This is a genomic window from Chryseobacterium capnotolerans, assembly GCF_021278965.1.
Lineage (GTDB): Bacteria > Bacteroidota > Bacteroidia > Flavobacteriales > Weeksellaceae > Chryseobacterium > Chryseobacterium capnotolerans.
Genome location: NZ_CP065589.1, coordinates 3,286,439 through 3,300,248, shown reverse-complemented (window position 1 = coordinate 3,300,248; position 13,810 = coordinate 3,286,439). Strand labels below are relative to the sequence as shown.

Here is a 13,810-nt window from a genome sequence, read left to right as displayed (position 1 = left end):
CCAATAAGAAAAATTAAAAAAACTGGTAGAAAAATATCTTTATTTATATAAAAATACGATGCTTTATCACATGGGAGAACCTGATATAAAATCTGATGACTTTATTTGGTTTTATAGATCTCATGTTTTTGAAGAAGATGTTGTAGTAAATATCTCGCTTACTGAGTATATATTGGGAAGAGAATATGCCAGTACTTTTTATTATGAACAGGCTGTTCCTGAGTTCAAAACATATAATTTCTTATTTTCTAAATAAAAAAATGAAAAACAACCAGCCCAACTATAAGGTGATTTTTGAAGATATTATCGCCAAAAAGTATCCAAAAAAGGAAAAAGACTGCAGAAGCTTACTAAACAAAAAAAAACTAACTACTTTTAATATATTAGAGCTTAATAAAAAATATTTGGAACTTCTACCGAATCTTTACTGATCAATCAAAAACACAAATCATACAATAGATGTGATATAGTACAGATTCTTATCTATCAGAGAAAAAAAATCTGAGCAATCAGCAAATTTCGGAACATTTTAAGCTAAGCAGAAATACAGTGGCAAAATGGAAAAAAATATTCCAAATGTCTTCATTTTGAGGCAACCCAATTTTATCAATGTTTTTGTGCCTGTCAGTTTTCTATGAATCATAAAATTATTAACGTAGAAAAAATAAATTAAAAAAAAATATTATAAATTTGTTTAATCACATACTGGAGATTTATTTATCGTCAAAAATTTGAAAAATGAAAAAAAGAGATTAAGTCTAGGCTTGTTCCTAATTCTGGCAACTATAATAACAAAAAGCATAAGTGGGGATCAATACTTCTAATCCAGCAATTACCTTGGATGTAGTTGGTAAACCAACTGTAACAACATCCCTGGATGGAGTTTTACCCCCGAGACTAACTGGAGATGAGCTTAGGTCAGAAAACCTATACAGGATTGCAAAAGGGAGCATTGGTATATGTAACCGCCAGTAAAACAACATCTACAAATACTCAGGTTGTGTATGTAAATGGACCGGGACTCTATCAGTTTGATGATACATTTTGGTTGTTAACAGTCGGTAAACTAAACTTATTGTATGGAACTTTAGGAACAGGAGTTACAGGCCCTGTTAATAGTAACCAATATACAGGTGCATCTATTACTCTTCCTCCCGGAAAATGGTTAGTAAATGTTCAGATGATTGTTAAGATGGTAACTAATCTAACTTCTGGTATCAGTTATTGGATTCGATCATCTTTTTCAAATAGTTCAACTGCCTTTTCAGTATCTCCTGATATAGTAGGATCAACACTTATTTCAGCACTTATTGTGGGATTGTCTCAATATGCAATGATGGATGGTGCAATTCGTATCAATAATACAAGTAGTACTGCAAAAACATATTATTATTGGAAAGAAGGTGGCGGTTTGTCATTTGGAGGAGGAAGTTCAAATATTGATAGATTTGCTTCAACAGATTGGGGAGAAAATATTATTTACGGAATTCCGTATGTGGATTAATAAATATAGCGTAATCAGAAAATCTTTATAGAGTAGGAAAAACCAAATCCACAATTAAAATAATATACTAACCAGTACCAGGATGCCCAGTGTATTACTTGGTGTACCTATACTTGTTTTTGCAGGTAGGTTGCTGAATTTTCCTCTTTGCAGATCTTCCCAATCTCCAAGAGGAATGAATGGGTGATCGGTTATTCCATACTGATCTACAGACAAATCGAGCCAGTTTCCCAGCCTGTCTTTTTTCTTTATCTTGTGGTCTTTAAGATCATATACCAAAGTTCCGGAAACAGCATCGGTCATAGCTTGTGCATCGTTCACCCAAGGCAAGATAAGTCCCCGGCTTTCGGAATCTGAAAACTCTATGATATAGATGTATTGGTAATAGATGTTTTACTTATTGCAACTTGTGCATAACTGTGAAGAAACGACAAACTGATAATTTTACCGTTAGGAAATTCGTCAGAGAAATAAGTATACCTTATTTCCCAATCTTTCTTAAGGTTGCTTAAATTGCGTTTATCCCAGGATGTTGGATAAACCTTGATAGGTGAGTGATGCGGTTTCATTTTACACGTTAATAAAATTCAGCGCATTAGAGAATGAAATAGAAAAATCGGCAAACATAGTGTGGATGCTAGTTTGCCGATTTTTTGTACCCAGGACCGAACTACCTTATATTTTTAGTTAATTTTAATGTTCTTAAACTATCTAAATATCAGTATATTTGAATAGTGTAGAATTTTGAAATATAATTTTGTCTGATTTTTCATTCACTTAATTTCAAAATAAACCACCTTTTTAGCCACCCTTTAATTTGTCTAATTTAGGTTTAATTGGAATGAAAGTAAGTTTTGAATTAAGAAAAGAGAAAATTAATGCAAATGGATTAATACCCGTCCAGTTTGTCGTTAGAGCTGAAGGAGAAAGAATAAGGAAAAATGTCGGTGTTTCCGTATTGGAAAAATATTGGAGCGGTTCCAGAGTTAAACCGAATGCTAAAAAAGAACCAAGTAATAATTATCAATTTTTGAATGATAAACTTCAGAAAGCTGAAGAGAAAATCAATGATATCTTTTTCTTTTTCCGAGCAAATAAGCTCGAGTTCTCCAAAGAACTATTCCTGAAGAAATATGATAGTGAAGAAGAAATTAAAACCACTCATTTTGACTTTTTTGATTGTTTTAAAGAATTTATTGAGAGTGGCAAACTTTCAAAAGCCTACAATACAACAAAAGCTCAAAATACGGTTAAAAATTTTCTTGAAGAATTTCAAAATGACAAGAATTTCAAAATTGAATTCGACAGTATTGATGACTATTTTTTTGAAGAATTATCTAAGTATTGTTTTTTTGAAAAGGAGATTAAAAATAACTACTTCGCTAAAATTATTGCTGTAATTAAAACAATGCTTCGATGGAGTATTAAAAAAGGCTATACCGAAAACCGCAAATTCGAAGACTTTAAAGCTTCAGAACATGATATCGATATCGTTTATCTAACTTTTGAAGAGCTGATGATTCTTTATAATAAAGAATTTGAAAGCGAGAGATTAAGTCATGTCAGGGATTTTTATTGTATGGGATGCTTTACTGGATTAAGATTTTCCGATCTTTCAAAGCTTCACCTGGCAAATATTTCTGAAGAACATATTATCTTATCAATCCAAAAGACTAAAACTCAAAATCATGCTATTAAACTAAATAAATACGCAAAAGAGATTTTGAATAAGTATAAAGGCACTATTTACGAGCCATTACCTCATATTTCATCTCAAAAATTCAATGAATACATAAAAGAATGTTGTGAGAAAGCAGAACTTACGCAACCTTTCACAATACATTGGTTTGTGGGTAATCAAAAAAATCTTTGACCAAGCCAAAATGTAAATTTATTACAAGCCATACAGCCAGGAAAACATTTATCACAAACTCTCTTCTTTTAGGAATGGAGCCGAAAGCAATTAAGAAAATAGCAAACATTAAAAAGGATGCTGTTTTGGATAAATATATGAAAGTTACTGAAGCATTTACTGACGATCAAATGGATAAGGCATGGAAATAAACGATTTAAAATTTACAAAATATCTTTCGTCAGAAAAGAAAAACCTGGATTTTTTAAAAAAATTCTTTTCTATAAATCCTGAAATATTTCAAATCCTTCAAGATTATGATAAAATTAGTTATACTGACGATGTAACTAGGTTTTTCTTTTTATATCAAAATCGTGAATCATTAATACAAAAGTTTGAAAAATTATTTTTAAAGAAAGAGTTACATATCCATTCAGTAGTTCGTTTTCTTTTTGTTTCTGATGATTTTTCATTAAAATTTAATATACTTTTTGAATATGATTTAAATGACGAAAATGATGTTGCGATATACCTTAATCTCTATTATCTGATTGAAATTTTTATAATATCAGAAAGAATAATCTTAATAAATGATTTTTATTACTTCTACTGTTGTTATTCCAAAGAAGAACGACCAGAATTTCTACAAAGCCCTTATTTTATAAATAATCCGGATTTTCTGAAGATTTCGCCTTTTTTATTTGATGATCGAAAAATGCAAAGTTTGATTATAGAAGATTTGGAGTCATATAAAGTTGGGACAGTAAATATTTCTGATGTGCAGGTATTAAGAAGCAACCTAAATCTAAAGTTAAATGCAATAGTTGAAGAAGTTTATGTAAGAACTAAAGTCTCTTATACTAAACTTTTAAATCCTTTTTATCTGAGAGACAACATTAGTGCGCCTATAGAAAAGGAATTTTCAAACGCATCAACATTTAAAGATTTATATGGAAAAGAAAATGACTGGAAGAAATTCAAAATAGATTCAAATTTTATATATGGAACAGATTTGATAAAAATACATATAGATCTTCAGGCTCCAATCATATTTGATGAAACTAAAGGATTTGGATATTCTTGGGTTGATTTGGAAGAGTTTTACCCTTCAAATTTAGTGGGAAAGAAAAATGAAGAAATAGAAACCCAACTTAAACTTTCTGAAATAAAAAATAAGCAAGATCAATTTTCATATTCAACAAATTTAAGAAAAAGTTTAAAAGTTAACATTGAGATTAGAAATGCATTTAAGTTGTTTGATGGTTTAGTTGATAAGGTATTTTTTAACAAAAAGAGTTAAGAAATGAATTCAGAAATTTATTCATTTTTCTTGAAGATAATTCAATAATTAACTTTCCCACAACGAAAAGTTTAGAAACAAAAGATATTAAATATATAATGCGATTTTTCTCAAAATACAAAGGAAATGAATTTGATTATAATGTTTCTGATTTACAATATTTATTAACGCATTTTGCTGAGAAACCAGAAGAGTCTAATAATTTATCAATAGAAAAAGCTCATAGAGATAAAAAATTTGATTTGGATGAAATAAGCCAAAGAGAATTAAATTCAATTGTCCGTTAAAAATTCCTGAACAAAAATTAATCAATTAATAATCATCGTTTTAAACTCCTATTAAATTCCGTTTTTTAGCGGAATTTATTTTTTTGTCTTTTTAAACTTGAACTTTGGCATTAGAAAAACCAATAAAAGTTTATTAAAATGTCGATACAACTTTATTCACATTCTAAAGGTGATTTAGAAAAAGCAGTTGAGATTATTCTCAATAAAGCGCAGAATTTTATAGCCCCTTCAAAAAATGAGGAAAGCCAACCTGAAGATCTAATTTCTCAGACCGAAGCTTCAAAATTCCTACACGTTTCTATTCCTACAATTATAGACTGGAGAAAAAATAAGAATCTTCCATATTACAATTTCAGCGGGAGATTTTATTATTCAAAAAAAGAGCTTCTGGAATATGGTAGAAGGAATCGTAAATAGTCAGAATTGTAATGAACGAATTACACAAACTGATTAAACAGCTAGATTCTTTACCTAATAATACAGCCAGGAAAGAATTTTTGAATTCTATTCGAAGAAATCCGGAACTATCAAGACACCATCTTCGGAGATTAGCTTGTAACATTCTGGTGCAGGAAAATTTCGTAGACAAGTATTACAGAGAAAATTTTATTGAAACGTTAGAGAAATTATTTTCAAAAACAATTTCAATTTTTCAAAGGATTTTTAAAGCGTAAAGGAGAAATTAAAAATGACACATATGGTTTCCGATCAAAGTAGAAAAATTGTTAAGAAAAGCTATGATGACATTGAGAAGGCTGAATTTATAAGAATAGGTAACCAATTTACAGATGACTTTTTGTTTCAGGATAATAAAGCAACAGATATACCCATAAATGCGTTAAGAATTATTTTCAATATAATCTCAATTCTTAGAAATGATCAGTTTATGCCTGAAAAGCAAGTGAGACAACTCACTCTTTTTGATGAAGAATTCGAAACTGAAAATAATGTTTTTATCTCTATGAAAATCAGAAACAGAAAGATTTCAGAAAAAAGATCCAGTAAACAGATTGTTGAAGCATATGAATATCTTACAAAATTCAGAATGGGTTGGTACATATCAAAAAATATAGCAGGTAAGGATATTAAAACCTTTGGAGGACTGATCTCTTTACCTACCTATGAAGAAAGAGGTTACACTTCATTTTTGATAAGTAGTTTCTGGCTTAAAAAATTGATTGTCTTAACAGAATATAATCATGTAATGTATGAATTGGTTTATAAAATCAGAAATAACAAACACGTTTTGTTTGCAATATGGTTATCGAAGATTCCCGAGAACGGTACGACTCTGAAACTTTCAACTTTTAATCAGAAGTTTAATCTTAATTATAAGAATTCAAATGATTTCTGTATTAAGTTTTTGAAGCCAATCAGATTCAATCTCAATAAATTAAATCATCTGTCATTCAATTATAAATACGAACATGATGCAATTTCAATTATTCCATATTTAAATAAGAATATTGAAGAAGGGCTTTTAACAGAGAAAGCTAATGATGTTAGACTTATAAATCGAAGAATAAGATATTTTAGACAGCGGTATTATTTAGAGAATATTGACTTAACCAGATTCTTGTATAGTTATTCTAATATTTTAAAGATAAGGCTTCAGATCGAAGAAGCTTACAAAAGATTTATTAAAGAAAATAGGATTACAGGAAAAACTTCTACCAATATTAAAGGGATTTATTTTCTTCAGAAATTACAAGAATTTCTTATTGAAGTTTACCGGGAATCAGAGACCGGAAAAAGATTTCCGGATGCATATCCAGTCATCATATAATTTAGTTTGCGGTATTGCACTCCTGTGTTTGCGGTATTGCACTCTCTCCAATTGCGGTATTGCACTCTCTGAAGTTAAGGAAATGTTAAAATTTTAGTTTTTACCGTCAGGTTTGCGGTATTGCGCTCTTTTCCATATCAAATTTTTAGCTCAAAAGCAGCAATTAGGAAAAATCTTGGTGAATTCACCAATTATTTGCGGTATTGCGCTCGGACATAATTGATGTTTTTGCGGTATTGCACTCTTGTTTTTGCGGTATTGCGCTCCTGTCAATTGCGGTATTGCACTCCTGTCATTTTTAACTCAAACGACCACCTGTAAAGGGTTTTCAGGAATTACTAAAATATATATTAAAAGTATTTAAAAGTTTTCTTTTTTATTAAAAGGAATTTTTGCTAATCAAAATAAAAAAAAATGAACTGTAAACAATTTAATTCAGTACAATTGGAAGAAGTCCTCCTTTCTCTCGGACACCTTCCAAAAAAACAAAATGAAAAAGAAGCTTGGTTTCTCAATCCTTTTGGAACCGAAACCGAAGCATCTTTTAAGCTCGATAAGCGCCAAAATATTTGGTATTTACATTCTGAAGGTGTTGGCGGAAATAACATCGATTTTTTGAAGAAATATTTTAATTATTCCATCAACGAAATTCTCTCCTGGGCATCCGAAAAAAGTTTTTCTTCTTTTCATCAGCAGACGGAAATTGAGAAGCCAAATTACAACATCACTGAAGTTGCGGAAATTCAAAATTGGAATCTGAAAAAATATTTATTTGAAAGAGGTCTTACTCAAAGATCATTCAGATTTTTAAAAGAGATAAAATTTACGATTAATAATAAAAAATTGTATGCTGTTGGATTCGAAAATTTATCCGGAGGATGGGAACTAAGAAATTCATTTTATAAAGGTTCACTTTTGAAAAAAGATATTTCGATAATTAAAAATGACAGCAATAAAATTGTTGTTTTTGAAGGCTTTTTTGATGCGCTTTCTTATATCGAACTTCAAGAAAAATTGAAAGAAGATATTATAATTCTGAACTCAATTTCGATGTTAAACAGAGCCAAAAATTACCTTCAAAGCTATTCGGAAATATTACTTTTTCTCGACAATGATTCTGCTGGGAAAAAGACAAAAGATGAACTATTGTCTTCATTTTCCAATGCGGTAGATTATAGTTTCATGTATAAAGATTACAAGGATTTTAATGAGTTTCTCGTGGTTGATAAGGGTGGATTTATCCAGCAAGACGAAACTGGGCAGAGCCACTGTTTCATCTTGCCCCTTCGGGGAAATAACTGACCGTCAATTAATTAGAATATTTAATCTTTTTGAAACTATATATCAAGGATATATAAATCTCTTGAAGAGCTTTATTCATCGAAATTATTACATATAAATCAATATAATGGAGCCTACTAAAAAGCCAAATACAACAATTGCTATTTCTCAACAAGACCTGAAAAGATTGGAGAGCTTTGTAAGAAAAAAGGACTTTCGAAGAAAGAATTTATTACAGTTTCATTAGATTTTTTTGAGAGAACCGGACTTGATCCAATTAAACACGAATCTCCAAAAGCTGAACTTGAAAAAGTGATAAAAAGAATAGATCAGATTATTGCTTTTATAAAAACTCAGGAGAAAGAAACTATACGTCCAAGTTTTGAAGCAATCGTTTCGAGTGAGGAAAGAATTAAAAATGATCTTTCAAAAATTCTGAAAATCGAACATTTTAATGAGTTCATCAGAGGGTTTAATTCTTTTGCTATGGAAACAAAAAATTCTTTGAAATTATTAAATCAAAACAATCACAATGAACATTAAAATTCAGGGTGGCGAAAGTGGTAAATATTCAAATTCCGGAAGTTCATCAAACCTGATTGATTATTTAGAACATGAAGACCTGGAAAGAATGAAGGAGGGGAAACAGGTTGAACATTTTTTTTCTCATGACCAGGATAGAATTCCTTCAGCTGAAGTTATTGAATCCCTGGACAACAATAAACAAAAGCTGACAAAAGCTGATGCAAAATTCTTTGTCATTACCGTAAGTCCTTCGGAAAAAGAATTACAGCAAATTGGCAAAACCTCCCAGGAAAGAAGCAACGCTCTGAAAGATTATGTAAGAAACGAAGTAATGCAGAAGTATGCTGAAAATTTTGGAAAAGGATTACAGACAAAAGATATCATGTATTATGCTAAGATTCATCATGAAAGAAACATGAAAAATAATATTGATATGCATGTTCATGTAGTTGTTAGCAGAAAATCTTTAGATAAAAGAATGAAGCTTTCTCCAATGACGAACCATAAAAACACAACAAAAGGACAGGTTAAAGGAGGTTTTGATCGTAAAAATTTCATTCAAAAATCCGAAGAAGCTTTTGATAAGAAATTTGCCTTTCAAAGAAACTATAAACAATCTTTTGAATATTGTAATGCGATTAAAAACGGTACAATCGAGGAAAGAAAAAAGTAATAGAAACAGCAATAAAGCAGGAATCTGCAAAACGATATGAAATTAAAAAAACTGTTGAACAAAGTAAAAAAAATAACCAGGGCTTAACCCTATAAAAATAGCAAACATGGAAAAAGATCCAATTTTGATGATAAAATTTATCATTGTCGCAATGTCTTTATTTTTATTGTATATGCTCGGAGTGAAGATTATAGGTATTAATTCATTCTTATACAATATATCTCAGCACGGATTTTCAGTAGTAATATCTCCTGAAGCAAGTTTTCTGTCAAGATTAAAATTTTTAGTAGTAGGAATTTGTTTCGGATATGCAGAGCTTTTATACATTCTGATTCAATTCTGGGCTATAAAATCTTTAATTCCGCCACTGAAAACACCTTTCAATTTTTATAAAAAACTGATTTTTTATCCGTTTGGGTTTATTAGTAAGCAATTTGTGGGCTTTTCATTTTTGAAAGATTCAAAGAAAAAATTCCAGGGATTAACTCTGCAAACCAAAAAAGAACCGTTCAAATTCCTAATCCTTTTCGTGGAATTTTAGTAATAGGAGGTCCCGGAGCAGGAAAATCTGAAAGTTTTGCAGTTCCTTTCATACGAGAGTTAGCACAAAAACAGTTTGCAGGTATCTGCTATGATTTTAAATATCCGGCACTGGCAAATGATATAGAGCTTTTTTATTCAGATTCGGGTATTAAGCATTATGTCTTGAATTTTAATGATTCACTTAAAAGTCATAGATGTAATCCTCTAAATCCAAAATATTTACCTCATTCAGCGTATGCAAGGGAATATGCTTCTGCCATCACCAAAAATTTGATGAAAGAATCTATTAAGAAAGAGGATTTTTGGTCACGTTCTGCAACAGACCTTCTGACAGCCTGTATTTGGTTTCTGAAGAAAGAATATCCCGAATATTGTGATCTTCCACATACTCTAGCATTGATTGCGACAAATCACAATGATTTAATTGCTTTACTGTCTTCAAATTCCGAAACTAAGGCAATGATATTGTCACTTGCTACAGCTTTAGAGAGCGAAGCAAATTCACAATTGGCGGGAGTAGTTGGATCATTACAGGGCGCAGTAGCACAAATTAATACTCCGGAGTTCATGTATATTTTCGGAGGAGAGGATTTTGACTTAAATATTAATAATCCGGAAAATCCAATTGTTTTGACGGTAGGGAATAATCCTTCCATTGCGACTACATTAGCTCCCTTGTGTAGTTTGGTTATCTCAGTTGCTGCAAAACAATTGAATCAACCTCGTAAACACAATTCTTTTGTATTACTGGATGAATTTCCAACGGTATTTATTAACGATATTCAAACTCTTCCAAATACTGGAAGAAGTAATAAAATAGCAAGTATGTTTTTCTGTCAGGATCTTTCACAGCTTACGGATGGTTATACGAAAGAAAAAGCAGATGTATTATTTGCGAGTTGCCTAAATCATTTTTATGGTCAGGTTTCCAGCAGTCATACTGCAGATGTTCTCAGTAAACAGTTTGGGAAGAAAGATCAGTATTTTGAAAGTAACAATACTTCACGTCATTTTCTAAATCCATTTAAGAGAAACGTTGGTCAAAGCCGATCTGTACAAGAAAGAGACGTTTTCAGAAATTCAGTTTTTATGGAGCTGCCGGTTGGTGAATTCATCGGAAGAGTTGCCGAAAGTTCTGAAGCTTATATTCATGAGAAATTTTTACCTGTTAAAAGAAAACGATTAGCGTATCAGATAGACAGTCAGTTTAAAAATCAGCCTGATTTCGTCATTACTGATTATTATGAAAAAGTCCGGGATGAAGTCAATGAAATTATTTCTCTTTTCAAGGGCGAAATTAATAAAAATGAAAGTAAGCAAGACCGATCTAGGCAAATGAATCCGGCTCCCGATAATAGTTCTGAAGAGTTTAGCGGAATCAATATAATTGAAGCTGAAGAAACTAATTCATCCGCTGAGCTTGAAGAGAATGAAAGAAACTTTAAGTTTTCAAGCAGGAGTTTATAAATCAAACAATCATTAAATAATTATAAAACAAAAAAAGTTATGAAAATACTACAGAGCAAAATTTCAGTTTGGGGCATGGTAACCCTATTAATAGTAATGATCTTTTTGATCTCAATTGCTATAAGAAAAGATTCAGTTAAAACAACAGCAGAAAAGCCGAAAGTAGATTATAAAGAACTTGACAAGGCTTTGTTTGGAACTACAGAAAATAATTGAAATCTTTTTTGACAAAAATTAAAAAATTTATTTAAAGAAATAATTTTGTAAAAATTTTTGATATGGAAAATACATTCACAATGACCGAAAAACAAATCACTATTTGTAAAAATTCTCTTGAAGAGTTGAAGGTTTTATACCTTGAACATCAACATTTTTATACTCCCGTAGATGTTTACTATGAGCCTTCAGGTGATCAATTTAAAAAATTAGTATTGCTTCAATGCAATGAACATGGAGGTAAACCTTTTCGACAGGATGAACAATCTGCGAGAGGAATGAGAAGAAGCAGAAAATGCCCAAAGTGTCTTTCCATACTTCAAAAAAATAGTATTCGTGTTCCTATTTCTGATCTAAATAAAAGAATACAAGAATCCATTAAATCAACAGTAATAAACAAGCAAGTCGTTGTTAAATATTCCAATAAATTGCATAATAAAAATAGTGTAGTGCTTGTCAGATGCAATTTATTTGGTCATCATAAAAAACTTTTTCCTCAACCAGCTAGTTCAGTGGGTAAAAGTAACGTTTGTCCAGAATGTGTCAAGACAAGAGAGTACAATAAAAAACCAGGAGAAAATTTTATTGAAAAAATAAATACTGTTTTGAAAGAAAAAAAATAATTCCTTTTCATTTTTTGGTTCTATAGACAGAAATGAGAAAAAAATTATTTTCTATGAATTAATTTGCAAAAATTGTGGTTGCTCTGAATGGGAAAGGGAAAAGTATGTTGAATCTGTAAAATGTAAAGTGTGCCACCCCAAGGGTTCAAAAGGAGAAAGTAAAGTTTATAATTACTTAAATAATTTAAATCTAATTTTTGAAACAGAAAAAAAGTTTGATGATTTAAAAAATATACAAAATTTGGAATGTGATTTTTTTATCCCAAAACTGAATTTAATAATCGAGTTTGATGGATATCAGCACTATTATCCAATTGACTATTTTAAAGGGCTTAAAAGCTTTAAAAATACAATAAAATGTGATTGGATTAAAAATAGATACGCTTTGAAAAATAATATAAATATCTTGAGAATTCCTTTTAAAGAATATGATAATATGGAAATTTTAATAGATAATGCTATTGTCAAAATTAATAATCAAGAGCACTCATTTAAAAACTATCATAATTTTTTAAATGTTTACAGAATAAATTACATTTCTCTAATTGTAAATAAGAGAATGAGGTTAAAAAAAATATTACTCGAAAATAAAAGAAAACCCTATTTTTTATCCGATCTGGATAAAAACCAAATATCAACAAAAATAATAAGCTAACAAGGCTTAATACTCAGCTTTTCTGAAGCTACTAACTAAATCAAACAATTTTTACGACAGCTGTGCTACAGCAAAAAATTTTGGAACCTCTCCAGAACAGGGATTTCTATATCTAAAAACAAACATTAAACGATATTAATTTAAAATTTTAAAAAATGAAAAACAAAATCAATTTACTTATTACCAGTGCATTAATGCTTTTTTCTAATGTGCTTTACTGCAATTCAATCAATCAGGAAATTACTGATCAGAATTTTAGAATGTTCTTTTCTTGCGGAACAGAAAATTTTGAAAATATTCCTACAAGTTCTAGTTCTTTTGAAACAAACAGCTGGGTAAATAATAATATTACGTGGACGGCTTCGGATTCCAGAACCGATCAGACAATTAATAGCAAAGCTATTGTTATCAGAAATGGTAGTCTTGCGAGTTCTATTACTACAGGAGGAATTAAAAGTCTTACTGTTACAACACAATTAAAATTTGCAGGAAATCCGGGAAATCTAATTCTGGAAATTAATGATATCCAGGTTGGAACAATACCTTTTAATTCTGGAATTGTGACAACAACAATTGATAATATAAATATCGCAGGAAATATCATTATTAAGCTCGTAAATCCTAATACGGGGCAAAGAGTTGCTATTGATGATCTTTCCTGGTCATGCTATTCAAATTTGGGAATTAGTGAAATTGATAAGGTGGCTCAACTTTCAATTTATCCTAATCCAATTAAAAATGGTGAATATCTGTATCTTAATAAAAAAGTAAATGAAGTTCTTATTTATAATAGCGAAGGGAAACTGATTAAAAAATCAAACTTAAGAAGCAATTCAATATTAATAGATAATCTACTGAAGGGTATGTATTTTCTTAAAGAAGAAAATACGACACATAAATTTATAGTTAATTAATTATTTGAATTGTAATCTTTAAGACAAAAAATCCATCTCTAAAATTATTGAGATGGATTTTTATAAGTTTATTTTTAACTTAAAAAGAAAAAACTGTTCAGATTTTAGAAATCCTGCCGTTAAGCTGTTCAGATTTTATAAATCCTGTTTTTTCTTTGTTAAAAGTAAGCATATTTTTTTTAAA

At 30.1% G+C, this 13,810-nt stretch carries 18 protein-coding genes; 17 read left to right on the top strand and 1 reads right to left on the bottom strand.

The genetic code is table 11. The features are described from left to right. Positions 1-70: 70 nt before the first annotated feature. Together H5J24_RS15815 and H5J24_RS15810 are read left to right on the top strand one after the other, a co-directional pair. Positions 71-256 (top strand): hypothetical protein, encoded by a 186-nt coding sequence (locus H5J24_RS15815; RefSeq protein WP_068941998.1) that lies wholly within the window; start codon positions 71-73, stop codon positions 254-256. A gap of 651 nt (positions 257-907) precedes the next feature. Beyond that, entirely contained in the window at positions 908-1,504 is a 597-nt protein-coding gene (locus tag H5J24_RS15810; RefSeq protein ID WP_068942002.1) for a hypothetical protein, read from the top strand. 54 nt (positions 1,505-1,558) lie between these two features. On the opposite strand, the gene H5J24_RS15805 is transcribed toward H5J24_RS15810, so the two are convergent. Continuing rightward, complete coding sequence (locus tag H5J24_RS15805; protein ID WP_141395647.1) at positions 1,559-1,825, bottom strand: hypothetical protein; 267 nt, start codon at positions 1,823-1,825, stop codon at positions 1,559-1,561. A gap of 520 nt (positions 1,826-2,345) precedes the next feature. Between H5J24_RS15805 and H5J24_RS15800 the strand changes: the two genes are divergently transcribed. The 15 genes from H5J24_RS15800 (at position 2,346) to H5J24_RS15730 (ending at position 13,626) form a co-directional block, all read left to right on the top strand. Then, a complete protein-coding gene (locus tag H5J24_RS15800; RefSeq protein ID WP_232815664.1) occupies positions 2,346-3,377 on the top strand; it encodes a phage integrase SAM-like domain-containing protein in 1,032 nt (343 codons plus the stop codon). Then, positions 3,374-3,568: a site-specific integrase gene (locus H5J24_RS15795; protein ID WP_232815663.1), complete on the top strand. Its 195-nt coding sequence runs from the start codon at positions 3,374-3,376 to the stop codon at positions 3,566-3,568. Before H5J24_RS15800 ends, H5J24_RS15795 begins: the two co-directional genes overlap by 4 nt. Next, a complete protein-coding gene (locus H5J24_RS15790) occupies positions 3,559-4,656 on the top strand; it encodes a hypothetical protein (protein ID WP_232815662.1) in 1,098 nt (365 codons plus the stop codon). The genes H5J24_RS15795 and H5J24_RS15790 overlap by 10 nt, the downstream gene beginning before the upstream one ends. A 98-nt stretch (positions 4,657-4,754) precedes the next feature. After that, entirely contained in the window at positions 4,755-4,943 is a 189-nt protein-coding gene (locus tag H5J24_RS15785) for a hypothetical protein (protein ID WP_232815661.1), read from the top strand. Positions 4,944-5,081: 138 nt separating this feature from the next. Beyond that, positions 5,082-5,360 (top strand): helix-turn-helix domain-containing protein, encoded by a 279-nt coding sequence (locus H5J24_RS15780; RefSeq protein WP_068942010.1) that lies wholly within the window; start codon positions 5,082-5,084, stop codon positions 5,358-5,360. Between the two features lie 280 nt (positions 5,361-5,640). Then, on the top strand, positions 5,641-6,729 hold the full coding sequence (locus tag H5J24_RS15775; RefSeq protein WP_082811309.1) for a hypothetical protein: 1,089 nt from the start codon (positions 5,641-5,643) through the stop codon (positions 6,727-6,729). A gap of 414 nt (positions 6,730-7,143) precedes the next feature. Then, positions 7,144-8,031, top strand: a complete 888-nt coding sequence (locus H5J24_RS15770) for a toprim domain-containing protein (RefSeq protein WP_068942015.1) — start codon at positions 7,144-7,146, stop codon at positions 8,029-8,031. 165 nt (positions 8,032-8,196) lie between these two features. Then, positions 8,197-8,553 carry a BfmA/BtgA family mobilization protein gene (locus tag H5J24_RS25685; protein ID WP_283250798.1) on the top strand — a complete coding sequence of 119 codons (357 nt, stop codon included), beginning with the start codon at positions 8,197-8,199 and terminating at the stop codon, positions 8,551-8,553. Next, positions 8,543-9,208 carry a DUF5712 family protein gene (locus tag H5J24_RS15760; RefSeq protein ID WP_232815659.1) on the top strand — a complete coding sequence of 222 codons (666 nt, stop codon included), beginning with the start codon at positions 8,543-8,545 and terminating at the stop codon, positions 9,206-9,208. Before H5J24_RS25685 ends, H5J24_RS15760 begins: the two co-directional genes overlap by 11 nt. A 106-nt stretch (positions 9,209-9,314) precedes the next feature. Next, complete coding sequence (locus H5J24_RS15755) at positions 9,315-9,749, top strand: hypothetical protein (protein ID WP_232815658.1); 435 nt, start codon at positions 9,315-9,317, stop codon at positions 9,747-9,749. Beyond that, entirely contained in the window at positions 9,641-11,218 is a 1,578-nt protein-coding gene (locus tag H5J24_RS15750) for a type IV secretory system conjugative DNA transfer family protein (protein WP_346730003.1), read from the top strand. The genes H5J24_RS15755 and H5J24_RS15750 overlap by 109 nt, the downstream gene beginning before the upstream one ends. A 39-nt stretch (positions 11,219-11,257) precedes the next feature. Beyond that, positions 11,258-11,434 (top strand): hypothetical protein, encoded by a 177-nt coding sequence (locus H5J24_RS15745; RefSeq protein WP_167386982.1) that lies wholly within the window; start codon positions 11,258-11,260, stop codon positions 11,432-11,434. A 62-nt stretch (positions 11,435-11,496) separates the two neighbouring features. Next, positions 11,497-12,057 (top strand): hypothetical protein, encoded by a 561-nt coding sequence (locus H5J24_RS15740; RefSeq protein ID WP_232815657.1) that lies wholly within the window; start codon positions 11,497-11,499, stop codon positions 12,055-12,057. Between the two features lie 127 nt (positions 12,058-12,184). Beyond that, positions 12,185-12,712, top strand: a complete 528-nt coding sequence (locus H5J24_RS15735) for a PDDEXK family nuclease (protein ID WP_232815656.1) — start codon at positions 12,185-12,187, stop codon at positions 12,710-12,712. Between the two features lie 155 nt (positions 12,713-12,867). Next, a complete protein-coding gene (locus H5J24_RS15730; protein ID WP_068942025.1) occupies positions 12,868-13,626 on the top strand; it encodes a T9SS type A sorting domain-containing protein in 759 nt (252 codons plus the stop codon). Positions 13,627-13,810: the final 184 nt, after the last annotated feature.